Origin of the sequence: Neorhizobium sp. T25_27 (genome assembly GCF_002968565.1) — a bacterium.
In the GTDB taxonomy this organism is placed as follows: Bacteria; Pseudomonadota; Alphaproteobacteria; order Rhizobiales; family Rhizobiaceae; genus Neorhizobium; species Neorhizobium tomejilense.
The window spans coordinates 347,739-371,321 of sequence record NZ_PVBJ01000002.1 but is presented as its reverse complement, the minus strand read 5'-3'; the positions used below and the strand labels follow the sequence as shown (position 1 = coordinate 371,321).

Here is a 23,583-nt window from a genome sequence, read left to right as displayed (position 1 = left end):
CTTGACAAAACGGGACCGTCCTCGTCAGGCCAGCCGCAGACGGAGTATTTAAGTGAACACGGAAGACCTGATCAATCTGATATCGGAGGACACACGGCGGCCCGTCAACCTCTCGAGGGCGCTTGCTCGGGCGACAGCAGCTGGCGCATTGGTGGCGGGATTGGTGTTCTTTTCGGTCCTGGGTGTTCGACCTGATTTTGCTCAAGCCATCCTGACTGCGCGCTTCGCATTCAAGTTCATTGCCACCTTGGCGCTGTTTTTTGTGGCGGCATCGCTGATGGAGAGCCTTATCCGTCCAGGGGAGAGCGCAACGGCGCGGCGCTGGTTGCTTCTGCTGGCACCAGCGCTGTTGATCGCCGCCGCTACCATCGAAATGGTCGTCACCCCGGCCGATCTTTGGGGAACCAGACTGTTGGGCCACAATGCGTTGCATTGCCTGACGGTCATCCCGATCCTCTCGTTAGCGCCGACCATGTTCCTCTTTCTGGTAATGCGCCATGGCGCGCCGGATCACCCCGGTCAAGCTGGGGCAATCGCGGCGTTGGCATCTGCCGGTATTGCCGCCACGCTTTATGCCTCCAATTGCCCCGACGACAGTCCGTTGTTCGTCGCAACCTGGTATCCAATCGCCATACTCATTGTGGCTGTCGCGGGGTATTTTGCGGGCCGACGCTTTCTAAGATGGTAGCTGCGACGAAGCAGTTCGCAATGCCGGCTCTATTGGCGTTTGTAGTGCACAATCGACTGGATCAGGATCGCTGATTGCGAGCTGACAGCTTTAGCCGCTCCTGTTTATGAAGCCATTCGCGAGAAGCCGTCTACAACTTTTCAGCCGCGCGCGACCGATTTTTGACGTCGATCACACGGTCGTAGATCGATCACTGCTCCTTCTTGAACAAATCCTGGAAGATGAGCCGGCCCCATGTGCGGCCGCGTGCATGCACCAGCGCGCCACCCTCGTTGAGCTTTCCGAGCTTGACGGGTGCAAACCCGAGCTGTTTGGCCAAATCCGCCACGGGAGCGATCGCGTCCTCGTCGTCACCAGACAGAAAGACGACCCGGTGGCCGCCCTCGACGACCGGATCGGTAGCCAGGGTGGCTGCGATCAGGTGATTGAAGCCTTTCACGAACCTGGCGCCGGTGAACGACTTCGCGACGAAGGCGGAAGACGGCAGGCCGTCCAGCTCTTCAGGAGGAACTCCAAACGTGTTCGTCGCGTCGATGACTGTCTTGCCTTCCCAGCTCGGCAGGGCCTTCGCAACCTCGCGATGCTCCCCGAACGGGACCGCCAGGATGATCGTGTCGGAGTTGAGCGCATCCCGCCGCGATTTGGCGACGACGTTAAGTCCGATCGCCCGAGCCTGCGGCGCTAACGCCTCGGGCGGCCGGCGGCTCGCGACGGCCACCTCGATGTTTTTACGGGCGAAGGCGTGGGCGAGAGCCTGGCCCACCTTGCCGAAGCCTACAATCGCATAGCTCATAGTGTTTTCTCCGATGTTGTGTTGACATTGATTCCCCGGCCCTCAACGGCGCCGGGCTATTTGCCGAGCCATGCGGTGCTCCCTATAATCGAATGGAGCCCCGCAGAGCGTAGGTGCGTCAGAGTTGCGCAATGCCGCCGTCAACGGCGACCTCGCTAGCGGTCATGAAGCTGCTGTCAGACGAAGCGAGAAAGGCGGCCACCGCCCCAACCTCCGACGGATCGGCCATGCGCTGGAGCGGGGTCATCGAGGCGAAGACCTTCTGGCCCTCCTCGCCTAGCGCTTCCCTCGCGAGTTCGGTCGCCGTCGCCCCAGGCGACAATACATTTACCCGGATGCCGGTGCCCTTCAGGTCCTCCGCCCAGCTCCGCGCGAGGTTGCGCACTGCCGCCTTACTGGCGCTGTAGGCGCTGAATGCCGGGGCGCCCGTGGTGCCGGCGCTCGATCCGGTCAGGATGATCGAACCGCCTTCGCTCATCAGCGGCAGCGCCTTCTGGACCGTGAAGATCGTACCCTTCACATTGGTGTCGAAGATTTCGTCAATGTGCTCGGCGGTGATCTTGCCGAGCGCGAGGAGGCTTCCCGCCCCGGCATTGGCGAAGACGATATCGAGGCTTCCTCGCTCGGCCTTCACCGCGGCGTAGAGCCGGTCGAGGTCGGCCTGATCGGAGACCGAGCCCTTCACCGCGCGGGCGTTGGGACCGAGGTTGGCCAGAGCCGCGTCGAGCGCTTCCTGCCGGCGGCCGAAGATGAAGACGAAGGCGCCCTCCTCGATGAAGCGCTTTGCAGCGGCGAGGCCGATGCCGGTAGCGCCGCCGGTGATCACGGCGGTTTTTCCATTCAGTCTGTTCATGTCATGCATCCTTTGGTCGTTCGGGGACGCCCCCCGAGACCCTCGAAATAGGTTTGCCAGCATCAGTTTCTGAGTGTGGAAGCGCGCACATCGGTGGTGCAAAATCGATCCGGCTGGAAGACTGACGCCAGCCGCGACGATCAATGTCCGCCGTTCGGAACTGGGCCGTGCTGATCGACAATAGCTATGATAGCCGCCCGCATTGCTGTACGAAGCGTCGGATAGGGACTTTGGGAAAACGCACCGCGCGGTGCCGGATTGCACCATGATCGACTGGGATGACATTCGGTACTTTCTTGCCGTGGCGCGCGGAGGCTCAGTGCGGGCTGCCGCCGAAGGCCTCGGGGTCAATCACTCGACCGTGCTGCGACGCATCGCACAGTTCGAGGAACGCCTCGGGGCGCAGATGTTCCAAAAGCTGCCTTCGGGCTACCGCATGACGGCTGCGGGAGAGGAGGTCCTCGAGCTCGCTAACCAGATGGAAGCGTCGTCGCACCAACTGGAGACGCGCATCTTCGGGCGTGACCAGAGCGTACGCGGGCTTCTACGGGTGACGTTGGCTCCGCCGCTTGCGACACACCTGCTCATGCCGGACTTCGCCGATTTCGCGCGTCTGCATCCGGACATCGAGATGGAAATCCTGTCGTCCGGCGATCTGGCAAATCTGACCAACCGAGAGGCCGACGTGGCGATCCGCGTCGTCTACGACCGGAAGACCCTGCCACTCAATCTTCACGGCTTGAAGGGACCGGAGGTGTTCGGCGGCGTCTACATGTCCCGCGATCGACTGGCCGCATGGCGCGCAGGCGCGCCTGATCCCATCCGGTGGATCGTCATCAGCATTCATGGAATTCCGGATTGGGCCAGCGAGGGTGAGGTTCGAACCACTGGGGTTCCATTCAGGACCACGGACGCAGAGGCGCAGGTCGTTGCTGTACGGCAAGGGCTTGGGATCACGACGCTGCCGTGCTTCGTCGGAGATGCCGACCCCCACCTGGTGAGGGTGCCGGGCACCGACCTGCACATGTACGGAACGCTCTGGCTTCTCACACAGGGGGAGACACGCAAGACGAAGCGCGTGCAACTCTTCACGGAGTTCGTATCCCGCAGGCTCGCCGCGCACGCTCCGCTTCTCGCGGGGCTGTCCATATCGCGCGACTGACGCCCGGCAGGTCGCCGGCGGCCCGCTACAAGCCACTGATGATCATTTTCCCGACTGCGAGCTCGCTCGCGAAATAGCCACTGTACTTGGGCAAGCTATCGGGCATGTCCAGCACCCGACGGTGATAGAATATATCCATCCTAACTGGCGGCAGACGGGCCTCAGGCTCGAAATTGCTGGCCGGGATGAACATCACCTTGAACGGCCCGGCGCCCGCAACCTCCACAACGGGCTTGCCGCACGTCCGGCAGACCCCGCGATTGAAGTTGGGCGGTGAACGGTATTTCCTGAATGAGATATTGGCGACGTTTTTCAGCACTACGTTACTGGCACGAACAGCGACCACATCCGCGAAGGGCTTATCGTTGAACCCCTGGCAGATCAGGCAGTGGCACCGGAACCTGGCTTTCGGCAACGTGTGCACCTCGAACGAGCAGGCGCCGCATTCGCATGAGCCGCGTAGCGACAACGACGTGTGGGTGGTCATGTGCTGATGCTCCGGGGCTTGATTGAATGACGGCATGCCGGTCACCGAAGCATCATGTTGAGGATGATATCGATCGGCTGCCTGAACGGGGCGTGGAGCAGGTTTGAGAGGTTCCAGCGACCCTGCTCGTAAATCCCCTTGGCATGGCTGAGCGTGCGGAAGCCCTCGACGCCATGGTAAGCGCCCATGCCGCTGGGGCCGACACCGCCGAAGGGCAAGTCATCCTGGGCGATGTGCATGATCGTTCCGTTGGTAGTGACGTTGCCTGAGGTTGTCCGGCTCAGCACCATGCGTCGGTCTTGATCGTCGGCACCGAAATAGTAGAGCGCGAGCGGCCGAGCCCGGGCATTCACATAGGCAATCGCATCGCCGATGTCGCGGTAGGGAAAGATCGGCAGGACCGGGCCGAAGATCTCCTCATGAGCGATGCGCATGGTGTCCGTGACGCCGAGCACGACGGTTGGCGCCAGCGTGTTGGGGCGACGGGATGCATCGCCGGGCCGGTTGCCGACTTCGACGATCCGCGCTCCCTCGGCGCTCGCATCCTCCAGAAGGCTCCGGAGTCGGGCATGGTGCCGCTCGTTGATGATGGAAGTATAGTGTTCACTCGTCGGCCCGTCCGCATAGAAGGATGCCACTTTCCGGTCATACGCGCCGACGAACGAGTCGACGTCGTCTTCGTGGACGAGTGCATAATCGGGAGCGATGCACGTCTGGCCGGCGTTGAGCAGCTTGCCGAAAGCAATGGACGCCGCCGCCTGGTCGAGGGAATGGCCTTTGGCGACGATGACCGGCGATTTGCCTCCCAGTTCGAGGGTGACCGGGACAAGGTTGTCGCTGGCAGCCTTCATCACCGCCCGCCCCACTGCGGTGCTGCCGGTGAAGACGAGATGGTCGAACGGCAGGGCCGTGAATGCGGCCCCGACAGTCGCATCACCGGTCACGATCGCGAACTGATCCTCGGAGAATATCTCGCCGAACATTTTTGCGAGTAGCGTGTTAGTAGCGGGCGTGAACTCCGAGGGTTTCAGCATCACCCGGTTTCCGGCCGCGATCGCGGTTGCGGCCGGCATCAGCGCGAGGTTCACCGGATAGTTCCACGGCGACATTACGCCGACGACGCCAAGCGGCTGATATTCGATCCGGGCCTCGCCCATCCGCATGTGCAGAGCAACGTGGCGGCGGGTCGGCGCCATGAATTTGCGAAGGTTGCGGATCAGATATTTCGTGCCCTCGGCGACCCCTCCAACCTCCATGATCGCCGTCTCATATCTCGAGCGATGCCCGAAATCGGCATTGATGGCATCTTCGATCGCCTTGCGGTGCCCAATTAAGGTGGCCCTGAACCTAACCAGATCAGCGCGTCGCTGCGCCAGCGAGGGCGCTCCGTCACGCAGGAACGCAGTACGCTGGGCGGCCAGGAGAGTGCCTAGCCGATCAGCGTCGGTGGTATTTGCGGTTGCGTTCATGACCCACTCCAATGTAGACAGGGGAAACTTATGCCATTGACATAGGCGCTTAAGTAGTCACTGTCAACAATGTAAGCACGGGAAACTTAGAGGAACCATGCAGGACACACCCAGCCGCCCCTATCACCACGGTGATCTCCGTCGTGCGGTTATCGAGACGGCGTTGGATATGCTTGCCGAGGAGAAGGGCTGGCAGTTCACACTGCGGGAAGTCGCCCGCCGGGCTGGCGTAAGCCACGCGGCGCCTTACAAGCACTTCCCCGACAAGGCCGCGCTGCTTGCAGAACTCGCAATGATCGGGTTCGACCGGCTGCGCGAATCCCTGTCGGCTGCGAAGCCTGAAGCGCCCGAAACTCTGCGCGACGAAATCACTCCGATAGCTCGGGCCTACCTCGCGTTCGGAACGGAGAACCCGGCTCTCTACCGCCTGATGTTTAGCGCGGAGGAGGGAAAAGCGGTGGGAATGCATCTCAATGAGCGGGCGCTGGCGGTATTCGACATTCTCCGCGAAATCCTCCGGCTCGGCCAAGCCGCGGGCAGCATTCGCAAGCGGCCCATAGAAGGTCAGGCGGCAGCCGGCTGGGGGCTCATCCACGGCTTGACCATGCTTGCGATCGATGGGCTGTTGGTGCCCGAGAAGGTGGGATCGGCCCCCTTGGATGCGGCCTTGAGCGCGCTGGTGGAGGGGCTGGGGAGCCCAGCAACGTGACACGAACTGGGCGCCGTCGCGGAGAGGTGCCTGTTGTCTTGTCGTTTAGGGTTTCAGAACCCCAGGGATTGCTGTGCCGGCTCCGGCGGCGCCAGGCGCACGCCTTCGAGTTCCAGCATGCGGGTCTTCGACGTCGAGCCACCCGGAGCCGAGAACCCGCCGATCTTGCCGCCGGCGGCAAGCACGCGGTGGCATGGGATGATCAGCGCCACGGGGTTTTTCGCCATCGCCTGGCCGACATCGCGAGCGGCTTCAGGACCGGCGCCGAGTTCCTTGGCGATCGCGCCATAGGTCGTCGTATGCCCCCAGCCGATCCGGCGGGCGGCGGCATAGCTCTGCTTGAAGAAATCGTCCTGGCCTCCGAGATCAAGTTTGACCTTCGAGAAATCGACTTCCTCGCCCGCAAAATAACGCTTCACGGCGTCGACAGCCTCCAGAACCTCGGCCGGCGGCGTGCCCGGCTCGGCTTCAGGCAGCCGGCGCAGCAGCAGCTTCTCGGTCGAATCCGCGCTTTTGGTGGGCAGTTGGAAACGAGTGATACCGACCTCATTCCAGGCGATGCCGCAGAAGCCGGCTGCGGTTTGAAAAATCAGGTATTGATGCGTTGTCATGAGGAAACCTCCGCATTGCGATTGATCTTAAAATCGTGCCTTAGGCTCAAGGATTCAACCCGTTTCTTGCCTGCAAGGGCGAAGTTCTCACAGAACTGTTGGTTGAAGTTCCCGGGCCGCTCCTTAAATTTTCCCTATGAGCGGATCGCAACCATTGGCTGGAAAAGCGCAATTGACGGCGGAGAGGCTGCACACGCCTCCCGGCGGCGGACGCTTTGCGATATCGCGCCTGGCGCTCGGGCTTTTTCTCGTCGATCAGGAGCGCCACCGGATTGCCATCGGCTCGGACAAACGACAGCATGTGCCGCTGAAAACCGGCGAAGGCTGGATCCTGCCGGCCGGTGCGACGGGTATCTGCGAATACGAAGAGGCGCTGTCTTTCCTGAGGCTCGAAGTGCCCGAAAACCTGCTCACCGAAGTGGGCTTCGAACATCATTCGGACTTCCGGCCGGTCGTCGGCGCCTTCGACCCGTTGCTGGCGCAGCTTGCGCATCAGACGGTCTCGGTCGCCGACCATGCGTCGGCGCTCTATCGCGAGACGATGCAATTGGCGCTCGCGGCACACCTCGCCCAGATCCTGGCTCCGGCCCGGCCGGGGCTTGTCGGCATCGATGACAAGCGCCTGCACCGCGCGCTCGACTACATTCACGACAACCTCACGGCCAATCTGTCACTGGAAGACATGGCAGCCGAAGCGGCAATGAGCCGTTTTCATTTCGTGCGGGCATTTACCAAGGCGCTCGGCCGGTCGCCGCTTCAATATGTCATTCACGAACGGATGGAGCTGGCGAAACTGTTCCTGAAGGCCACCCGCCTGCCGATCTCCTCCGTTGCCGCCCGCGTCGGTTATGAAGACGTCTCGCGGTTCGGCCAGCATTTCCGTCGCCAGACGGGCACGACGCCCGCTGCCTTCAGAGCCAATTGAGCAATAATCGCATAACGAACGCCAAGAACCGCGCCTGTGCCGCCGCAGTAAAGCTGCCAACCTCCCGTCATTCAACATGAGACAGGAGAAACGCCATGAAAGCCGCAGCTGTTTCGACCTTCTTCATCGCGGTGATGGGCTCTGCCGCCATCGCGGAGGATATCCAGACCCGTAGGGTTTCCTTCGAGAACCGAGGCGCGACGCTCGCCGGCACGCTCTATCTGCCGCCGGACTACCGGTCCGGAGAAAGACGTCCGGGTGTGGTGGTCAGTGGTGCCTGGACCTCGATCAAGGAACAAATGTCCGGCCTCTACGCCCGCGAAATGGCGGAACGCGGTTTTGCCGCACTCGCCTTCGATCACCGCGGCTGGGGACAGTCCGGCGGCCAGGTTCGCTTCAAGGAGGATCCGGCAGAAAAGACAAGCGACATCGCTGCGGCGGCCGCGTTCATGGCGACACTGCCGGAAGTGGACGCGGTTAACATCAACGGGCTCGGCATCTGCGCGTCGGCGGGATACATGGCAGCGGCGGCAACCGGCAATGCAAATTTCGCCGCCGTCGCCCTGGTCGCACCATGGCTACACAACCGCCAGATCGTCGAGCAGGTCTATGGCGGAAAAGACAGCGTCTCCAAGCTGATCGCCACGTCACGCGAGGCGGTGGCCTCCGAAAGCCGTGGTGAACCAAAGATCATCACCGCCGCCAGCACGACCGATCAGGCTTCGCTCATGTACCAGATCCCCTACTATACAGAAGCGGATCGTGGCCTTATCCCGCAATATGACAACCGGCTCAATCTCGCCTCCTGGGAGCCGTGGCTGACCTACGATTCCGTCTCGCTCGGGGCGAAGCTCGACAAGCCCACCTTGATCGTTCATTCGGAGGGAGCCGCCGTGCCGCAAGGTGCGCATGCATTTTACGCACTGCTACCGGGTGAAAAATCGGAGCTCTGGCCCGACGGTATCAGCCAGTTCGATTTCTACGATCGGCCGGAGCCGGTGACGATCGCAGCGGACGCCGCGGCAGCACATTTCACCCGCGTGAAGGCGCCTCAGCAGATCGCTCTCCAAGACCGTGCGGCGATCATGGACACGATCACCGACATCGCGGCCGGCGCCGACCGGCATCAATGGGACCGGGTACGCCGCGCCTTTGCAGACGAGGTGACGCTCGATTACACGAGCCTTTGGGGAGGCACGCCAACGACCCAGGCGGCCGACGACATAATCCGGCAATGGTCCGGTTTCCTGCCGGGTTTCGACGAGACGCAACACCTCGTGACCAATCACACAATCACGAGCCTTGAAGGCGCGAAAGCAACCGCCGAGGCCGATTTCCAGGCCACCCATCGTATCGGGACCGATCTCTGGGTGCTGACGGGCCATTACCGGTACGAACTCGTCAAGGTCAATGCCGCCTGGAAAGTGTCCGCGCTGACCATGACTGCGACGGACGAAACCGGCGACCGAGGGCTCGTTGCACGTGCGGCCGAACGCGCCCCGAAAATCCGCTGAGCCTTGAGGAGGAACCCATGTTCAAAACCAGCTTCCGAGCGCTGCTCGTCACCGCCACCCTCTTTTCAGGAGTGCCCGCCATGGCCGCCAGCCCCGAACAGAACCGCAAGGTCATCACCGACTATTATGCCGCCTACGGCAGCGGCGACATGACAAGGGTCGCATCCTTTTTCGCCGATGACATCGAATGGCATATTCCGGGCCACCACCCGCTTGCGGGGACGAAACGCGGCAAGGTGGAAGTCGCCGCGTTTTTCCAGCAGCTCGGAAAGGCCGGCTTTCGCGCCGAACTCATCGCACTGATGGCCGACGAAAACTGGGTGATCGACATGCATCGGGGCTGGTCGAACCGTGACGGCGCCAATGTCGATACGGTTTGGGTGCTCGCCTTCCGCATCGAGGATGGCAAGATCAAGGAAGCCCGCAACTTCTCCTACGACCAGGCTGCCGCCGACAGCTTCTTCTGGCAGGCCTATCAGCTAAAGCCGTTGCCGGACCGGCTCGCGAATTAACCATGATTGCAATTGTTCCGCATTTGTTCTTTACTCGTCCAGGGAGTCCCGCTAGATTTCGTTCAACGGCATGAGGTCGCATTACTATGACGGTAGCAAGATGAGCTTGCGCAAGCACGCTGGCCAGCCTTCGCTCCCCTTTGGCGAAGGCTGGCTTTCGAAACCGGCCCCGCCTGCCCGGCGCAAGAGCAAGCTCATGTTCGTGCTCAAGCCGTCCAATCCCCTCGGTCTCGTCATGCATGGCGACGCAATGATCCACGCCGCGAACGAGAATACCCGCGATGCCTATCCCGCCAACCTTCTCCATATGAGCCTGCTGTGCATGGAACAGTTCGAAGAGCCGCCCATGCCACTTATCGAAGCAACCAAGATGGTCGCAGCCAGCCTCCAGGCGAGACCTGTCCCGGTCACGCTCGACAGCAGCGCCCTGTTCGGAGGCAAGCGTCATCTCGCCCTCTATCGCGCCAGGGGCAATCCGGTGGTCGTCCAGTTCGCGCAGATGCTGCGCCGCGCTCTCGCCCGTCACAACCTTCCGGACTACTGGATGGCGGACACTACTCCGCATGTAACGCTGATCTATGGCTGCGGGCGCATAGAACCCATGCCCATCGCGCGGAATTATGCCTGGATCGCCGGCGAGTTCATGCTGGTCTACAGCCATTACGGCGAGACGCGGCACGAGGAATTCGGAAGATGGAGCTTCGATCCGAATGCTCCTGCCTATCCGACGCGGCCGGAACAGCTCCGCATGATGATCTGAAAGAATTCTGCCAGGCGAGTCGGATCGGCGGGCGCCTGAGCGTCCTATGGACGGTCGCCCTTTTGAGGAGAGAACAATGGCCATCCAGAAGCATAAGATCGTTCCGCATCTCTGGTTCGATAACAACGCGGAAGAAGCGGTCAATTTCTATGTCTCGGTATTCGAGAACTCGAGGATCACCGATGTCTCGCGTTTTGGGGATGCCGGTCCCGGGCTCAAGGGTTCGGTGATGGCGATGGGCTTCGAGCTCGAGGGTCAGAATTTCGCGGCGATCAACGGCGGACCTTGGGCGAAGTTCAACGGCGCGGTTTCCTTCCTTGTCCATTGCGAGACGCAGAACGAGATCGACCACTATTACGACAAGCTTGTCGAGGGTGGCCAGCAACAGCCCTGCGGCTGGCTGACGGATCGTTTCGGGCTGGTCTGGCAGGTCACTTACACCCGGATGCCGAAAATGCTGACGGATAGCGATAGCGCCCGCGCCTATCGCGTCATGCAGGCGATGTTCTCGATGAAGAAGATCGATATCGCCGAGTTGGACGCGGCCTACGCGGGATGACCGACCCGCCTCCCGATATCAAACCTTGATCGCGAGACGCAGGCCGCCCCAATGGCGCCCGTTGACGGTGATCGGGGCGGAAATGTCCTTCATCAGCACAAACTCACCGCCGCCCATGTCGCGACGGTAGGTCTGCAGCAGAAAAGGTTCCTTGTTGCGGCCGGCCGCCAAGCCCACGCGGTCGTTGAAGATGCGCCGGTTGCGGCAGTTGGCGGTATTCCAGGTCGCGTCGCCCGGACGCTGACGCTGCGAGAATTTTCGGTTGTGAGTCGGCAAATAGCCGTTTTCATCTATGGCCGCGCAGAATGCGACCTGCGCATCGCCTTCGGCCGCCCGTTCCTGGATAGGCGGCAGCACGGCATCGGTGAACTCCGTAAAGCGCGTCATGTACTGGACAGGATCGCTACCGGGGATCGCAACATATTGCCGGTCGAACAATGCGCCAAGATCGATGCGGCCGGATTTTACACCCGCCTCGAAGGCGGAGGAAACCTCGGCGGCATAGGCCATGACGGCGCGGATATGGGGAGTGTCCGGGGTCTCGATGCCGGCGCTCGCCGTCGTCTGGATCATCCGCTCGGAAATCGTCACTACCTCTCCGACGCGGGAGGAGGTCTGCTGCAACTGGTCATTGGATTTCAGGATCGCGCTTGCCGCGGAAGCAATCGACGAGGCGAACTCGCCGCATTGCCGGTCGACGGTCTCGGTGGTTCCGGCAAGCGAAGACGCATTGTCGAGGATCTGGGTCATGACGCCTTCGACGCCCTTGAATGACCCTTGAACCTTCATCGCGGTCGTCTTGACGCCCTCAGCCGACTGGCTAGCACCTTCGCCGGCCGTTACCAGCTTGTCGATGCGGCTGTTCAACTGATCGAGCGTGGCCTGGATCGAACTCGTGGTCTGGGAGGTTTGCAGCGACAGCGCGCGTACCTCCGCCGCGACCACGGCAAAACCCTTGCCGGCTTCGCCCGCACGCGCCGCCTCGATCGCGGCATTCAACGCCAGAAGGTTTGTCTGCCTGGCGATCATGCCGATCGCATCTGCCAACCGTCCGACGTCTCCGAGGGCCGTCGAAAACAGCTTGATCTCGGCGCCGATTTCCTGGGACGCATGGACCATGTGATCGATCGCGGTGATCGAGCCGGAAAGCTGTTCAGCCTGCTCGCCGAGCACCTTGCGCGCGTTCGCCGTCAGCTTGTCGGATTCCTGAAGGGAGCGGGCAACGTGGCCGTTGGCGTCCGCGATCGATTGAGCGGACTGCGTCAGGCGACCAAGCAATGTTGCATGTGCGGAGGATTGCGCAGCCGTATCCTGAATAGCACCGGCAATATCGACCAGATGAAGGCCGAGCGCGGAAGCCTCGTTCGCCAGCTTGGCGACGGACCGCTTCAACACATCGCCGTCGACAGGCACAGGCCCCGACGGCGCTTCTTCCCTGACAACCTGCCCGACCAAATCCACATCTCCCGGAATATTAGGAGAATATAGGATGGCATGGTTAACGGACAGTTTCCGCGGGTACTCGGCGAAGCCTTATACTTAAGGCTGAGATGCAAAGCCCTTCCCAGCCAAGCAAGGCCGGGAAAGACGGATCAGCCGAGACGATCGAAAGCCTTCGGATCGATGCCGAGGGTGGTCAGGTCGCGGTTGCTCGGGCGGCGATGGTTTTCCACGGCAGCCGAAACCGAGATTGCGGCGCTCATAACTGCGAAGGCGCGGCCAATGGCGCTGCCACGGATTCTTTTCTGTACGGACATGTGAAACTCTCCTTTTTCGTTCTGCTAAAATATGATGCCTGTGCTGTTTTTGTGCAATGCACAACGGGACAGGGGAGCCATGCAACTGTCACATAACAACCGTTAACCACGCCGAAAGGCTTGCACGGCAAGGGGTGCCCTTGGTATCGGTCGAGCCGATATGAAGAGGCTTCGATGGCAATCACGATCTACGGCATCAAGAACTGCGACACGATGAAGAAGGCGCGCGACTGGCTCGACCGCAAGGGCGTCACCTACACTTTTCACGACTACAAGGCCGAGGGCATCGACCGTGCTCATCTCGATACCTGGACGGACCGCGCCGGCTGGGAGATCGTGCTCAACCGGGCCGGCACCACGTTCAAGAAAATCGATGAAGCAGACAAGGCAGACCTCGACCGTGAGAAGGCGATCACGCTGATGCTCGCCCAGCCCTCGATGATCAAGCGGCCGGTGCTGGAAGCGGACGGGAAGCTGATCGTCGGTTTCAAGCCGGAGGTTTATGAAGAGGCTTTTGCCGGTATCTGAACCCAGGATTCATCCATGTCCAAGACAACCCGTGCTACCCAGATGCTCGAAAAGGCAGGCGTCGCCTTTGCCACCGTCACCTATGAATACGATCCGAATGCGGACCGGATCGGGATGCAGGCGGCGGAGGCGATCGGCGAGGAGCCGCGCCGTGTCTTGAAGACGCTGATGGCGGAGGTGGACGGCAAGGCGGTCTGCGTCGTGGTGCCGTCGGACCACGAGGTTTCGATGAAGAAGCTCGCGGCCGCATTCGGTGGCAAATCCGCGAGCATGATGAAGCCCGCCGATGCGGAACGGGCAACCGGTTATCATGTCGGCGGCATCAGCCCCTTCGGCCAGAAGAAGCTCGTACCGACCGCGATCGAGATCACCGCGCTCGACGAGCCGCATGTCTTCATCAATGGCGGCCAGCGCGGACTGCAGGTGCGGCTCGACCCCAAGGCCGCCCGCGATGCACTGAAGGCGGTCGCCGCGCCGCTGGTGGCGTGAATGCGATCATGAGTGAAATGACCTCGACCCTTCGAATTCTCGAGCCCTATCCGGGGATCTTTGCCTATTACGATGGGCGGGTGCCCGGCAAACGGCTGCACGCGAAAACCGCGAACTGGCTGGACGACGGCGCCTACTCGCTCGGCGTCGCCTCCTATGCGATCGTCCATCAGGGCGAGGCGCTCGTCTATGACACGCATATCTCGCTCGACCACGCCAAGGCGATCCGCACCCATCTGGAGGGGCTCGGCGTCACGAAGATCCGCGTAGTGCTCAGTCACTGGCACAAGGACCATATTGCCGGGAACGCGATCTTTTCCGATTGCGAAATCATCGCGCTGACGCTGACGGCCAAAAAACTTAAGGAGAACGGCGAGAAGATCGAAAACGCCAATCCACCGATCTCGCCGCTCGTCATGCCGAGCACACTGTTCGATGGCCGGCTGGACCTGACGGTCGGCACCCGCCGGATCGAACTGCACCATTTCGCCATCCACAGCGCCGACGGCAACGTGGTCTGGATGCCGGACGAACGGCTTCTGCTCGCCGGCGACACCCTGGAAGACACCGTCACCTATATTTCGGAAGCCGCCGAGATCGGCACGCATATCGCGGAGCTCGCCCGGATGGCCTCCTGGCCGATCGCAAAAATCCTGCCGGCCCATGGCGATGCGGAGCGGATTGCGTCGGGCGGTTATGGGCCGGACCTCATCGATGCCAACCGCGCCTATCTGCGCCACATGGCAGGCGCCATCGCCGCAGGTCAGGATATCGATCCCTCCTTGAAATCCTTCGTCGAGGAGGAAATCGCCTCGGGCGCCGTGCTCTATTTCGCGCCCTACGAGGAGGTTCATGCCAGCAACATCGCCGCGGTCAGAGCCGCGCTGTCGCGTTGAAAAAGCATCGCCCCGCTGTCACGGCCACTTTGCCGACCACTCCTTGAGAGCGGCGAGCGCCGGGGCCGGCCATCTGCGCACCGCTGGACGCAGGATGATCTTCTTCCCCTCGGGCTTCCAGGCGAGATAGAGCTTTCTGGCGGAAATATCCGCCGCGATCAATGCCTCGGCCTCGGTGCACATATGCGGCATGCAGGCCTCGCCGATATAAAAACCGTTCTTGTAGGCGCCGCTGCCCGGCCCGGTGATGGAACTCTCGAACTCCTGCTTATGCTCGCCGAGCATTGCATCTGCCGCCTCGGCAATCGGCCCGATGCCGAGGAGGTCGGACGGGTGCTCCGCCTTTTTCATGTCATCCCACCCCATCGTCGCGCTCGGCTGGAAGGCGACCTTGCCGGCCTCGGCGAAACCTTTTTCGGGCGTCCAGGTCCAGCGCAGGCTCGGCTGGCCGGCAACCGCCTGCGTCGCAAGCAGAAGGTGATCGTCCTCCATGGTGATCGAGGCGGCGGCGCGGCAATCGTCTATCGGTTCATCGACACGCGGCTCCTCATCCTGCGGGAACGAGACGACCAGGGGCGAACCCGGGCAGGCGTTGCCGCCGTCCGAACTCACCACCACGACGAACGGTACACCCGCGACCAGACCGACATTGTCGATCAGCAGGAACCGGTTGGAATGGACCTGCCGGCCGTCGATCGTCAGTTTCTCCTCATCGTCATCGGATGCGATGGCCACCTGATGATCGAACATGGTCGCCGCAAAATCGGCCGAGAGACCAGGAGAAGCCGAGGCGCCGAAGAGGACGGCGCACAGCAAGGCGGTTTTCATGAACATATATCCCTCAGCTTCAATTTTGCCCCAAACCTCTTTAAGTCTCTTCGATCACAGAAATCAGGTGAGGTCTAACATGACAATCGTGCCGAATTTTCAAACAGTCGTCGATCCTCAAAAGCTCGAAAAGCTGGCGGAAGTCGCCATCAAGGTGGGCTTGCGCCTCGAGAAGGGCCAGGATCTGGTGATCACGGCACCGCTCGCCGCCCTGCCGCTCGTGCGGCTCCTCACCAAACACGCGTATATCGCCGGCGCCGGCATCGTCTCGACCTTCTATTCCGACGAAGAAACGACGCTCGCGCGCTACGAATACGCCTCCGATGCAAGCTTCGACAAGGCGTCGGACTGGCTCTACGACGGCATGGCCAAGGCTTATGCCAACGGCGCCGCGCGACTTGCCATCTCCGGCGACAACCCGATGATGCTCTCCGGCCAGGACCCCGCCAAAGTGGCGCGCGCCAACAAGGCCAATTCCATGGCCTACAAGCCAGCGCTCGAAAAGATCGCCAATTTCGACATCAACTGGAACATCGTTTCCTATCCCAACCCCTCCTGGGCACGCCAGGTATTCCCGGACGTTCCGGAAGACGTCGCAGTCGGCAAGCTGGCGGACGCGATCTTCGCAGCCTCGCGCGTCGATCTCGCTGATCCGATCGCGGCCTGGGCCGAACACAACGGCAATCTCAAGAAGCGCTCGACATGGCTCAACGGCGAGCGCTTTTCCGCACTCCACTTCACCGGCCCTGGCACCGACCTGACGGTCGGGCTTGCCGACGGCCACGAATGGCATGGCGGCGCCTCGACAGCCAAGAACGGCATTACCTGCAACCCGAACATCCCGACCGAAGAGGTCTTCACCACGCCGCATGCGCTGAAGGTCGAAGGCCATGTTTCCAGCACCAAGCCGCTCTCGCACCAGGGCACCTTGATCGACAATATCCAGGTAAAGTTCGAAGGCGGCCGGATCGTCGAGGCGAAGGCTTCGAAGGGCGAGGAAGTGCTGAACAAGGTGCTCGATACCGACGAGGGCGCCCGCCGGCTGGGCGAAGTGGCGCTGGTGCCGCATTCCTCGCCGATCTCCAAAAGCGGCATCCTGTTCTACAACACCCTGTTCGACGAAAACGCCTCCTGCCACATCGCGCTCGGCCAGTGCTACTCGAAGTGCTTCCTTGACGGCGCATCGCTCAGCCAGGAACAGATCAAGGCCCAGGGCGGCAATTCGAGCCTGATCCACATCGACTGGATGATCGGCTCCGACAAGGTCGACATCGACGGCCTGCGCGCCGACGGCTCGAAGGTGCCGGTAATGCGCAAGGGCGAGTGGGCCTGATAAGCTCATGATCCGTTGACCATATGTAGTTTTTAAACTACATATGGTCAACGGAGTGAGTGATGGCTGAAAAACTAACCGCTTATGATCCAGCCGAAGACTTGGGCTCCGATCAGGCGATTGCGGCATTTATGGCCGAAGCTTTCGAAACGGAGGACGCGGCCTACATTGCGCATGCCCTGGGGGTGGTCGCGCGTGCCAAGGGGATGATGCAGATTGCCAAGGACACCGGCCTTTCCCGAGAGCAGCTCTACCGTTCCTTCAGCGCAACCGGCAACCCGACGCTCAAGACGACGATTGCGGTAATGAAGTCGTTGGGGATCGAGTTGACCGCCAAGGTCCATTCCTGATTTCCCGGCAGAGTTGACTTTCCCTCTTTTACGGCAGGAAACTGAACGCGCCGGCACGCTCGATGTGTCGGCTCACGCTGATCAGGACAATCCGAAAAGAGGGAAACAGCATGCCCATTTCTCTTATGCGTCTGGCTGCACCGCTCGGCGCGGCACTTCTCGCCATTGCGCCCGTCACCAGCGTCTCCGCCCAGGAGCCCGGTCTCTGGAAGGTCTATAACGAGACCCTAAAGGGCGCCAAATATGTGGACCTCACCCACACGATCACGCCGAATATCCCGGTATGGGCGGGCTTCGGCAAATCAGCCTTCGGTCAGGCCGCGGCCGGCGTCGATCTGGATAGTTATGCCAAGAAGGGCGACACCTTCACCTATGAGAAGCATGGTTTCGCCGCATCCACCTACAATCTCGCCACCGACCAGCTCGGTACGCAGCTCGATCCGCCGGCCCATTGGGCGCCCGAGTATGCGGCGATCGACGAACTTCCAGCCACCTATGCCGTGCGGCCCCTCGTCATCATCAATATCGAGGACAAGGTGAAGACCGATGCCGGTTATCACCTGCAGGTCTCCGACATCGCCGATTTCGAGAAGAAGAACGGCAGGATCCCGGAAGGCTCCGTCGTGTTCGTGCGCTCCGGCTGGTACAAGAAATGGCCGGATCCCTCGCTTTCCACGACGAAGCCGTTTCCCGGCGTCAGCCTCGATGCGTTGAAATTCCTGCACCTCGAGCGAAAGATCCTGTTTCACGGCCACGAGCCGCTCGATACCGATACGACACCGAACCTCGAAGGCGAATACTGGCTGATGCACAACGGGTTCGCGCAGGCGGAAGGCGTGGCGAACCTCGACAAGGTGCCGGAAACGGGTGCGCTGGTAGCAATCGGCTACCCGAAATTCGGCGGCGGTGTCGGCGGGTATGCCCGCTATATCGCAATATGCCCGCCGGACTGGCAATTCGGCGTGACGATCGGTTCGGTGCCGGAGGCGCCACTTCAGAGATTCGACAAGCCGCTGCATTTCGACGAGAAGGCCGGCATGCGGGTGCGCTGACTATCGCAAGGATTGGAGCGCGGCCTTGACGCGCTCCAGATGCCGCCCGCGCTTTTCTGCCGTGGCGCGGTCCATGTCGTGCAGCGCCAGCATGCGGAACTCGGCTTTCCTGTTGCAGAAGACAGCGATGCCGCGCTTGAGTTGGCGGCGCACCGGATCGCCCATGTAGAACTTCACCACCCACCAGGGCGAACCTGTGGTCGTGAAGACCCAGAAATGGCGGATGTTGGTGAGCAGCGGGACGATCCTTCCGCCGGCCTTGTCGTGGTGGAAGGCGACGCCTGGTGCAAAGACCCGGTCGAAGAAACCCTTCAGCACCGCCGGCAGGTTGAACCACCATTGCGGGAAGACCAATATCAGCGCCTCGGCCTTCTGCAGCCGTGCCACCAGATCCGCCACCTCCGATGTGTCGTACGGCACATCGAAATAACCGCGCCGTTCGCGTTCCGTCAGCCGCGGATCGAAGCTCTCCGCATAAAGATCGAGCAGATCGACCGTGTGGCCGCCGGCCTCCAGGGTCTCGCGCGCCAGACGGGCAACCGAATGCGCAAAACTTTCCGGCAGCGGATGGGCAAGCACCAGGAGGACATGCATCAGAAGAGCGTACCCTGTTTCGGCGCGTCTCCGCCCAGCTCCGATTTCGACGGCCGCTTTTTGGGCTGAGGCGGCACGGCGGACGGAACCGCAGGATCGCCACCCTCGCCCGTCACCGCCGTAATCCGTCCATCGGCGAATTCCACGGAGATACCCTGCCCCTCGCCGATGCCCGCGGCCCGCGTCAGCGGCCGGTCGTCCTCACCCCGCACGACGGCAAAGCCGCGCTTCAGCACGTTCTTGTAGGAGAGCGATTGCAGAACGCGATCCTGTGCGGTGATTGCCGCGCGGCTGCGTATCAGCGTGTGCGAGATCGCCGTATCCGCATGACGGGCCATCGACGTGAGGTGTTGGCGCTCGCGCTGCAGATGACCCAGCAGCATTGCGGGAAGCGCCGAAAGCGAAGCGCCGGCCTTGGCGACGCGGTTGTTCTCCTTCAGCAATTGCCGCTCCAGGCAACGGTCGCTGCGCGTCAGCCGGTCGGCCAGCAATTGCCGCTGCTGGACAAGACGGTTGGTCAAAAGTTCAAGACGCAGTCCCGACGATGCCCGCTCGAAACTGCGGCGCTTGACCACCGTCGTGCGCTCCAGCCCGCGGCCGAGACCAGCCGCCGCCTCGTCGAAACGACGGCGCGGCAAAGCCAGCAACTGGTCGATGGACGGCAGCGCGCGGACCAGCGCCCGCACCGATTGGCGGCGCAGGTCCATCTGCCGGCTGGCGGCACCCCGCAGGCGGGCCGTCAGATTGGCGAGCTGCGCTTCCATGTCCGCCTTGACCGGCACCGCCATTTCGGCGGCACCTGTCGGCGTCGGCGCACGGACGTCGGCGGCGTGGTCGATCAGCGTCCAATCGGTCTCGTGGCCGACGGCCGATATCAGCGGGATTTGGCTGTCCGCCGCGGCGCGCACGACCGCCTCGTCATTGAAACTCCAGAGGTCTTCAAGACTGCCGCCGCCGCGCGCGACGATCAGCACGTCCGGCCGCCTGATTGGTCCGCCAGGCACGATCGCGTTGAAACCGCGGATCGCGGCCGCCACCTCGTCGCCAGACCCTTCGCCCTGCACCTTGACCGGCCAGACGATGACATGCACCGGAAAACGGTCGGCGATGCGGTGCAGGATATCACGGATGACAGCACCGGTCGGCGAGGTCACCACGCCGATGACCCGCGGCAGGAAGGGCAGCTGCCGCTTGCGCGCCTGGTCGAACAGGCCCTCCGCGCCAAGCCTGCGCCGACGTTCTTCGAGCAGCGCCATCAGCGCGCCGGCACCCGCCGGCTCCAGGTTCTCGATGACGATCTGGTATTTCGAGGAGCCCGGGAAGGTGGTGATCTTGCCCGTCGCGATCACTTCCATCCCTTCTTCGGGGCGGAACTTGATCCGGGGGAAGGCGCCCTTCCAGATCACGGCGTCGATCCGGGCGCGATCGTCCTTCAGCGAAAAATAAGCGTGGCCCGACGAATGCTGGCCGCGATAACCGGAGATCTCGCCGCGCACGCGCACATGGTCGAACGCGTTCTCTACCGTGCGCTTGATCGAGCCGGACAGTTCCGACACCGAAAACTCGGTGAGGTTCGTGGGCGAATCGTTGTCGAGCAAACTGGTCATCCTTTTCTTCTAAAGGAAGAGCGCGGCGATTTCACCATTCCCGGACGGCAGAAACGGGGAGGATGCGGCCGGCAAACGGCCGCTTCGAAAGGCCCGCCCGACAATGCGTTGGAGCCTGGCCGTTCGTTCCTTGGCAGCCAAGCATTTGACGCTGCACCTTTTCTTTTGCCGGGTACGCCACATTTCCTTTTCTGTGAGAAACAGAAAAACTCCGGTACAGCGCTTTTTAAGCCTCGCATTTTCCCCGCTGGAGAGAGGAGAGCGACAATGAAGGCGAACGATATTCAAGGAGATTTCGTCCATGCCAGACCGTTTCGCCAATACTCAAGCCTCGCTCTCCGGCCCCGCCGCCTCCGGATTTGCGATCACGCCCAGCGACAGCACAGACCTGCCGGAGACAACGCGCGCGCTCTATGTAGGGACCGGCGGCCATCTGTCCGTCCGCATGCTGTCCGGCGAGACACTGACACTCTCGAACGTACCGGGTGGCGGCCTGCTTCCGCTGCGGGTGACCCGCGTGTTTGCGACCGGCACGACGGCGGTGGCGATCGCCGGCCTCGTTTGAGAAAAGCGGCGGGCGGCAATGCGGTGTGAAACCCTGCTGCTCCGCTTCGAGGACAGGCCGCAGGCAATGTCCGTGCTCGGCGAGATCGGCGTCACGTTCGATCCCGTCTCGGGTGACGGTATCATCCGTAAGCCGACCGGAGAAACGGCCGAATTCGAGGGCGAGGTCGTCGCGCTCACCTGTCCGGTCTCCGGTTACCACGTCCGGCTTGTCTGGCGAGGAGAACTGCCAAGCTCATTGACGCCATATCTTGTGGACCGCGGCGCTTCAGGCAAAGACCAGAGCCACTGAACATGGCTTGGCTGCAACGAATCAGATCGTATCGAAATCGTCGTCGGGTGCATTGACCCCGCCACGCATTGGGGCGAAAGCATTTATTAGCAGATTGCTAATACGTTCGTTTCCCTTGAGGCCGATGAGGAGATATCCGAGTGCTTTTCCTGACCGCTGCATCGATTGGCATTTGCGTCGGCATGATGCGGTCCGCGTTCTCGATTGCTTTTATCGCTGTTATGATCACCGCGACATTTGCGCTTGCGACCGCCATATCACCCGGCCCCACGTCCTATTTCAATCTGCTGATTGCCATCCTCGGCTACAATGCCGGCCTGATCGGGTTCCTCACCGGCCTTTTCGCCTTGAATACACGCCACGCGGCGTAGGCGAATTTCATCCCCGCAATCAATTCTTATCCGGTAGCACCCTGTAGAGACGGAAACCGCTTTTGCTCGGTTGTCCCAAGGGCTGCAGATAATCGGGCACTTGGCCGCGGGCGAGGTTGGCATAGAGCCCGTCCGGCTTGCGCCTGATCAGGCCATCCGTCTGCGGATCGGTCTTGCAGAAGGCGAGCGCCGTCACCCCGGCCCCTCTCATGAAAGCCTTCGCCTCGCCCGGCTGGGCAAGACCTATGTAAAGTTCGGTCAGCATGCCTTTCTGGTTGCGATGGTAGGGGGCCGTCAGGACCGTGTGAGGGGTCCAGCGCAGGATATCCGCCCCGCTGTTCGAGGGCGCAGCTATGACGCCCGCAGGCAATGTGTTCAACACGGCCATATCCGCCGCATCGCCGCATTCGCCGCTTTCGCCAGCGAACATGCCGGCACTCGAAAGCGCCCGCATGTCGGCCGCCTGTTTCCAGCCATGCACCGCAAGGACGCCGCCCAGGGCCCAGACGACCGGCACGGACATCAGCACCGCGCTGATATAGGCAAAGGCGGCGCTGGGATTTCCAGGATCGGCCGCGGAGGTGCGCCGCAGATCGGTGATCAGCAACGACAACGGCAGGATGGCCAACATGTTGGAAAAGAAAGCGCCGCGCACCTGCAGCAGCGCGATCCCCCATGACGCCCCGATCAGCGCCAGAAGCACGAGATGGAGTTCCGTCTTCTCCCGTCTCACGCTGCGGACAAGACAGACCACGATCGCAAAAAGCCCGACCGCGTAGAATCCGCCGACCATTTCCGGCTCGGTCCTGGCCTCGGCCAGAAACGAACGCGCCTCCGTCACGCCGTTCAACCAAAGCTCGACCAATAGCGGGTCGAGCGTGCTCAACGGATCGGAGAGGCATTGCGGCGCGATGATGCGGGTGGTCAGAAGAAGGAGACCGCCGGTGACGCCGGCCAGGACGATGCGGACGATGCGACCTGGTTGTCTCGGCAGGCTCGCGAGGAGAAACAGCGCCGCTCCTCCGAGAGCGGACAGGGCATAGAAGCCAAGTGAGAAGTTGTCGCAGGTGACGATCGCATAGGCGCGCGGCGGAATCGTCAGGAAGAAAGCCGCCGAGACGGACAGTGCGAGCGACAGGCCGAAGAAACGGGCAGGCCGGGAAAATGCCTGGCCGTGCCAAACCCACTGAAGCGCAACGCAGACACAAACGACAGCAACAAAAGGCGTCGTTTCGGCGCCGATCGCCAGTGCCAGCGCACAGGCAACGGCAGCGACGATATAGCTTGATGCCCTCTTCTGCGGATCGACCAGCATGGCGGCGATCCACATGACGAGCATGAGCTGGACATTGTGATGGTCGATGGAACCGGGCTTGAAGCGGACGCAGCCGAGGGCGAAGAGCGCACCAAGGCCTAGCGCGATATGCATGGCCGCGACGCCCGCCAGCCGGCGGACAGCCAAGCCGAGCGGCAGAAGCATAAGCGGTACCAGAAGAAGAGGCCAGATCGTGACAACGACGGCTTCGGCCTTATCCGGGGTGAGGAAGAGCGAAAACAGCCGGATCAGCAGCGCCATCGGCAGATCGATCAGCCGCGACCAGTGCATCAGCGTGCCGCCCTCGAGACCGAGCCGGTACTGGGTCAGATCGAACCAGTTCTGGCCGCCGAGAAAATCCCGGATCTCGACGAGCCGCATGACGTCGTCATTGTCGGCTCCGACGTAATCCTTGGCGTCGGAGAGGAAAAACGCGAGGGCTATCGCGGCGGTGATGACCGCATAAAGAGCCACCGCAGGCAGGAGCCGCGACAATAGCGGAGCAGCGGGCTGGCCCGCCGCCCTCGATAAGGATCTGTCTGCCATGTTTTCCGTCATCTTGGTG

At 61.9% G+C, this 23,583-nt stretch carries 28 protein-coding genes; 17 read left to right on the top strand and 11 right to left on the bottom strand.

What is annotated here, in order from left to right:
• Positions 1–52: 52 nt before the first annotated feature.
• Positions 53–688 carry an NrsF family protein gene (locus C5J24_RS08615; protein ID WP_105417226.1) on the top strand — a complete coding sequence of 212 codons (636 nt, stop codon included), beginning with the start codon at positions 53–55 and terminating at the stop codon, positions 686–688.
• Between the two features lie 190 nt (positions 689–878).
• On the opposite strand, the gene C5J24_RS08610 is transcribed toward C5J24_RS08615, so the two are convergent.
• Positions 879–1,481 carry an NADPH-dependent F420 reductase gene (locus C5J24_RS08610; protein ID WP_105417224.1) on the bottom strand — a complete coding sequence of 201 codons (603 nt, stop codon included), beginning with the start codon at positions 1,479–1,481 and terminating at the stop codon, positions 879–881.
• A 118-nt stretch (positions 1,482–1,599) separates the two neighbouring features.
• Positions 1,600–2,334 carry an SDR family NAD(P)-dependent oxidoreductase gene (locus tag C5J24_RS08605; RefSeq protein ID WP_105417222.1) on the bottom strand — a complete coding sequence of 245 codons (735 nt, stop codon included), beginning with the start codon at positions 2,332–2,334 and terminating at the stop codon, positions 1,600–1,602.
• Positions 2,335–2,599: 265 nt separating this feature from the next.
• Here C5J24_RS08605 and C5J24_RS08600 point away from each other — a divergent pair, with 265 nt between their 5' ends.
• A complete protein-coding gene (locus C5J24_RS08600; protein ID WP_105417220.1) occupies positions 2,600–3,496 on the top strand; it encodes a LysR family transcriptional regulator in 897 nt (298 codons plus the stop codon).
• A gap of 25 nt (positions 3,497–3,521) precedes the next feature.
• On the opposite strand, the gene C5J24_RS08595 is transcribed toward C5J24_RS08600, so the two are convergent.
• Both C5J24_RS08595 and C5J24_RS08590 read right to left on the bottom strand, forming a co-directional pair.
• Complete coding sequence (locus C5J24_RS08595; protein ID WP_105417218.1) at positions 3,522–3,983, bottom strand: GFA family protein; 462 nt, start codon at positions 3,981–3,983, stop codon at positions 3,522–3,524.
• A gap of 41 nt (positions 3,984–4,024) precedes the next feature.
• Positions 4,025–5,452 (bottom strand): coniferyl aldehyde dehydrogenase, encoded by a 1,428-nt coding sequence (locus C5J24_RS08590; RefSeq protein ID WP_105417216.1) that lies wholly within the window; start codon positions 5,450–5,452, stop codon positions 4,025–4,027.
• Positions 5,453–5,549: 97 nt separating this feature from the next.
• On the opposite strand from C5J24_RS08590, the gene C5J24_RS08585 reads away from it, so the two are divergent.
• Complete coding sequence (locus C5J24_RS08585; RefSeq protein ID WP_105417214.1) at positions 5,550–6,161, top strand: TetR/AcrR family transcriptional regulator; 612 nt, start codon at positions 5,550–5,552, stop codon at positions 6,159–6,161.
• Between the two features lie 53 nt (positions 6,162–6,214).
• Here the strand turns inward: C5J24_RS08585 and C5J24_RS08580 are convergent, their stop codons facing one another.
• Entirely contained in the window at positions 6,215–6,772 is a 558-nt protein-coding gene (locus C5J24_RS08580) for a methylated-DNA--[protein]-cysteine S-methyltransferase (RefSeq protein ID WP_105417212.1), read from the bottom strand.
• Between the two features lie 172 nt (positions 6,773–6,944).
• Here C5J24_RS08580 and C5J24_RS08575 point away from each other — a divergent pair, with 172 nt between their 5' ends.
• From C5J24_RS08575 to C5J24_RS08550, 5 genes are all read left to right on the top strand, one after another.
• Complete coding sequence (locus tag C5J24_RS08575; protein WP_105417210.1) at positions 6,945–7,697, top strand: helix-turn-helix domain-containing protein; 753 nt, start codon at positions 6,945–6,947, stop codon at positions 7,695–7,697.
• A 95-nt stretch (positions 7,698–7,792) separates the two neighbouring features.
• Positions 7,793–9,211, top strand: a complete 1,419-nt coding sequence (locus C5J24_RS08570; protein WP_245446583.1) for a nuclear transport factor 2 family protein — start codon at positions 7,793–7,795, stop codon at positions 9,209–9,211.
• Between the two features lie 17 nt (positions 9,212–9,228).
• Positions 9,229–9,723 (top strand): nuclear transport factor 2 family protein, encoded by a 495-nt coding sequence (locus tag C5J24_RS08560; protein WP_245446581.1) that lies wholly within the window; start codon positions 9,229–9,231, stop codon positions 9,721–9,723.
• Between the two features lie 100 nt (positions 9,724–9,823).
• Entirely contained in the window at positions 9,824–10,483 is a 660-nt protein-coding gene (locus C5J24_RS08555) for a 2'-5' RNA ligase family protein (protein ID WP_172723896.1), read from the top strand.
• 76 nt (positions 10,484–10,559) lie between these two features.
• Positions 10,560–11,042, top strand: coding sequence for a VOC family protein (locus C5J24_RS08550; RefSeq protein ID WP_105402418.1), 483 nt, complete (start codon positions 10,560–10,562; stop codon positions 11,040–11,042).
• A gap of 18 nt (positions 11,043–11,060) precedes the next feature.
• Here the strand turns inward: C5J24_RS08550 and C5J24_RS08545 are convergent, their stop codons facing one another.
• Together C5J24_RS08545 and C5J24_RS31805 are read right to left on the bottom strand one after the other, a co-directional pair.
• Complete coding sequence (locus C5J24_RS08545; RefSeq protein ID WP_105402417.1) at positions 11,061–12,503, bottom strand: methyl-accepting chemotaxis protein; 1,443 nt, start codon at positions 12,501–12,503, stop codon at positions 11,061–11,063.
• Between the two features lie 131 nt (positions 12,504–12,634).
• Complete coding sequence (locus C5J24_RS31805; RefSeq protein ID WP_172723895.1) at positions 12,635–12,799, bottom strand: hypothetical protein; 165 nt, start codon at positions 12,797–12,799, stop codon at positions 12,635–12,637.
• Positions 12,800–12,973: 174 nt separating this feature from the next.
• Between C5J24_RS31805 and C5J24_RS08540 the strand changes: the two genes are divergently transcribed.
• The 3 genes from C5J24_RS08540 to C5J24_RS08530 are packed head-to-tail and all read left to right on the top strand — an operon-like array spanning position 12,974 to position 14,712.
• Complete coding sequence (locus C5J24_RS08540; protein WP_105417206.1) at positions 12,974–13,327, top strand: ArsC family reductase; 354 nt, start codon at positions 12,974–12,976, stop codon at positions 13,325–13,327.
• Between the two features lie 15 nt (positions 13,328–13,342).
• Positions 13,343–13,816: a Cys-tRNA(Pro) deacylase gene (gene ybaK / locus C5J24_RS08535; protein WP_046630299.1), complete on the top strand. Its 474-nt coding sequence runs from the start codon at positions 13,343–13,345 to the stop codon at positions 13,814–13,816.
• An 8-nt stretch (positions 13,817–13,824) separates the two neighbouring features.
• On the top strand, positions 13,825–14,712 hold the full coding sequence (locus tag C5J24_RS08530; RefSeq protein WP_105417646.1) for an MBL fold metallo-hydrolase: 888 nt from the start codon (positions 13,825–13,827) through the stop codon (positions 14,710–14,712).
• Between the two features lie 18 nt (positions 14,713–14,730).
• On the opposite strand, the gene C5J24_RS08525 is transcribed toward C5J24_RS08530, so the two are convergent.
• A complete protein-coding gene (locus C5J24_RS08525) occupies positions 14,731–15,540 on the bottom strand; it encodes a hypothetical protein (protein ID WP_172723894.1) in 810 nt (269 codons plus the stop codon).
• 79 nt (positions 15,541–15,619) lie between these two features.
• On the opposite strand from C5J24_RS08525, the gene C5J24_RS08520 reads away from it, so the two are divergent.
• From C5J24_RS08520 to C5J24_RS08510, 3 genes are all read left to right on the top strand, one after another.
• Positions 15,620–16,873 carry an aminopeptidase gene (locus C5J24_RS08520; RefSeq protein ID WP_105417203.1) on the top strand — a complete coding sequence of 418 codons (1,254 nt, stop codon included), beginning with the start codon at positions 15,620–15,622 and terminating at the stop codon, positions 16,871–16,873.
• Between the two features lie 62 nt (positions 16,874–16,935).
• Complete coding sequence (locus tag C5J24_RS08515) at positions 16,936–17,223, top strand: addiction module antidote protein (RefSeq protein ID WP_105402410.1); 288 nt, start codon at positions 16,936–16,938, stop codon at positions 17,221–17,223.
• Between the two features lie 110 nt (positions 17,224–17,333).
• On the top strand, positions 17,334–18,275 hold the full coding sequence (locus C5J24_RS08510; RefSeq protein WP_172723893.1) for a cyclase family protein: 942 nt from the start codon (positions 17,334–17,336) through the stop codon (positions 18,273–18,275).
• Here C5J24_RS08510 and C5J24_RS08505 read toward each other — a convergent pair whose 3' ends face one another.
• Positions 18,276–18,869, bottom strand: coding sequence for an NAD(P)H-dependent oxidoreductase (locus C5J24_RS08505; RefSeq protein ID WP_105417197.1), 594 nt, complete (start codon positions 18,867–18,869; stop codon positions 18,276–18,278).
• The gene (gene xseA, locus C5J24_RS08500; RefSeq protein ID WP_105417195.1) at positions 18,869–20,476 is read right to left on the bottom strand and encodes an exodeoxyribonuclease VII large subunit; all 1,608 of its coding nucleotides are present in this window, start codon (positions 20,474–20,476) and stop codon (positions 18,869–18,871) included. The genes C5J24_RS08505 and xseA overlap by 1 nt, the downstream gene beginning before the upstream one ends.
• A gap of 301 nt (positions 20,477–20,777) precedes the next feature.
• Between xseA and C5J24_RS08495 the strand changes: the two genes are divergently transcribed.
• The 3 genes from C5J24_RS08495 (at position 20,778) to C5J24_RS08485 (ending at position 21,703) form a co-directional block, all read left to right on the top strand.
• Positions 20,778–21,041 carry a hypothetical protein gene (locus C5J24_RS08495; RefSeq protein ID WP_105417193.1) on the top strand — a complete coding sequence of 88 codons (264 nt, stop codon included), beginning with the start codon at positions 20,778–20,780 and terminating at the stop codon, positions 21,039–21,041.
• Between the two features lie 18 nt (positions 21,042–21,059).
• Positions 21,060–21,332, top strand: a complete 273-nt coding sequence (locus C5J24_RS08490) for a hypothetical protein (RefSeq protein ID WP_105417191.1) — start codon at positions 21,060–21,062, stop codon at positions 21,330–21,332.
• A gap of 140 nt (positions 21,333–21,472) precedes the next feature.
• Positions 21,473–21,703: a hypothetical protein gene (locus C5J24_RS08485; RefSeq protein ID WP_105417189.1), complete on the top strand. Its 231-nt coding sequence runs from the start codon at positions 21,473–21,475 to the stop codon at positions 21,701–21,703.
• Positions 21,704–21,722: 19 nt separating this feature from the next.
• Here C5J24_RS08485 and C5J24_RS08480 read toward each other — a convergent pair whose 3' ends face one another.
• Complete coding sequence (locus C5J24_RS08480; RefSeq protein ID WP_245446579.1) at positions 21,723–23,564, bottom strand: hypothetical protein; 1,842 nt, start codon at positions 23,562–23,564, stop codon at positions 21,723–21,725.
• Positions 23,565–23,583 lie beyond the last annotated feature (19 nt).

Bases quoted from the DNA above. Each gene is read 5' to 3' on its own strand.
- C5J24_RS08580 (WP_105417212.1), bottom strand. From the start codon at position 6,772: ATGACAACGCATCAATACCTGATTTTTCAAACCGCAGCCGGCTTCTGC.
- C5J24_RS08525 (WP_172723894.1), bottom strand. From the start codon at position 15,540: ATGAAAACCGCCTTGCTGTGCGCCGTCCTCTTCGGCGCCTCGGCTTCT.
- C5J24_RS08515 (WP_105402410.1), top strand. From the start codon at position 16,936: ATGGCTGAAAAACTAACCGCTTATGATCCAGCCGAAGACTTGGGCTCC.
- C5J24_RS08540 (WP_105417206.1), top strand. From the start codon at position 12,974: ATGGCAATCACGATCTACGGCATCAAGAACTGCGACACGATGAAGAAG.
- C5J24_RS08495 (WP_105417193.1), top strand. From the start codon at position 20,778: ATGCCAGACCGTTTCGCCAATACTCAAGCCTCGCTCTCCGGCCCCGCC.
- C5J24_RS31805 (WP_172723895.1), bottom strand. From the start codon at position 12,799: ATGTCCGTACAGAAAAGAATCCGTGGCAGCGCCATTGGCCGCGCCTTC.
- C5J24_RS08605 (WP_105417222.1), bottom strand. From the start codon at position 2,334: ATGAACAGACTGAATGGAAAAACCGCCGTGATCACCGGCGGCGCTACC.
- C5J24_RS08570 (WP_245446583.1), top strand. From the start codon at position 7,793: ATGAAAGCCGCAGCTGTTTCGACCTTCTTCATCGCGGTGATGGGCTCT.
- C5J24_RS08530 (WP_105417646.1), top strand. From the start codon at position 13,825: ATGAGTGAAATGACCTCGACCCTTCGAATTCTCGAGCCCTATCCGGGG.
- C5J24_RS08520 (WP_105417203.1), top strand. From the start codon at position 15,620: ATGACAATCGTGCCGAATTTTCAAACAGTCGTCGATCCTCAAAAGCTC.
- xseA (WP_105417195.1), bottom strand. From the start codon at position 20,476: ATGACCAGTTTGCTCGACAACGATTCGCCCACGAACCTCACCGAGTTT.
- C5J24_RS08560 (WP_245446581.1), top strand. From the start codon at position 9,229: ATGTTCAAAACCAGCTTCCGAGCGCTGCTCGTCACCGCCACCCTCTTT.
- C5J24_RS08505 (WP_105417197.1), bottom strand. From the start codon at position 18,869: ATGCATGTCCTCCTGGTGCTTGCCCATCCGCTGCCGGAAAGTTTTGCG.
- C5J24_RS08610 (WP_105417224.1), bottom strand. From the start codon at position 1,481: ATGAGCTATGCGATTGTAGGCTTCGGCAAGGTGGGCCAGGCTCTCGCC.
- C5J24_RS08490 (WP_105417191.1), top strand. From the start codon at position 21,060: ATGCGGTGTGAAACCCTGCTGCTCCGCTTCGAGGACAGGCCGCAGGCA.
- C5J24_RS08590 (WP_105417216.1), bottom strand. From the start codon at position 5,452: ATGAACGCAACCGCAAATACCACCGACGCTGATCGGCTAGGCACTCTC.
- ybaK (WP_046630299.1), top strand. From the start codon at position 13,343: ATGTCCAAGACAACCCGTGCTACCCAGATGCTCGAAAAGGCAGGCGTC.
- C5J24_RS08555 (WP_172723896.1), top strand. From the start codon at position 9,824: ATGAGCTTGCGCAAGCACGCTGGCCAGCCTTCGCTCCCCTTTGGCGAA.
- C5J24_RS08595 (WP_105417218.1), bottom strand. From the start codon at position 3,983: ATGACCACCCACACGTCGTTGTCGCTACGCGGCTCATGCGAATGCGGC.
- C5J24_RS08510 (WP_172723893.1), top strand. From the start codon at position 17,334: ATGCCCATTTCTCTTATGCGTCTGGCTGCACCGCTCGGCGCGGCACTT.
- C5J24_RS08585 (WP_105417214.1), top strand. From the start codon at position 5,550: ATGCAGGACACACCCAGCCGCCCCTATCACCACGGTGATCTCCGTCGT.
- C5J24_RS08600 (WP_105417220.1), top strand. From the start codon at position 2,600: ATGATCGACTGGGATGACATTCGGTACTTTCTTGCCGTGGCGCGCGGA.
- C5J24_RS08550 (WP_105402418.1), top strand. From the start codon at position 10,560: ATGGCCATCCAGAAGCATAAGATCGTTCCGCATCTCTGGTTCGATAAC.
- C5J24_RS08480 (WP_245446579.1), bottom strand. From the start codon at position 23,564: ATGGCAGACAGATCCTTATCGAGGGCGGCGGGCCAGCCCGCTGCTCCG.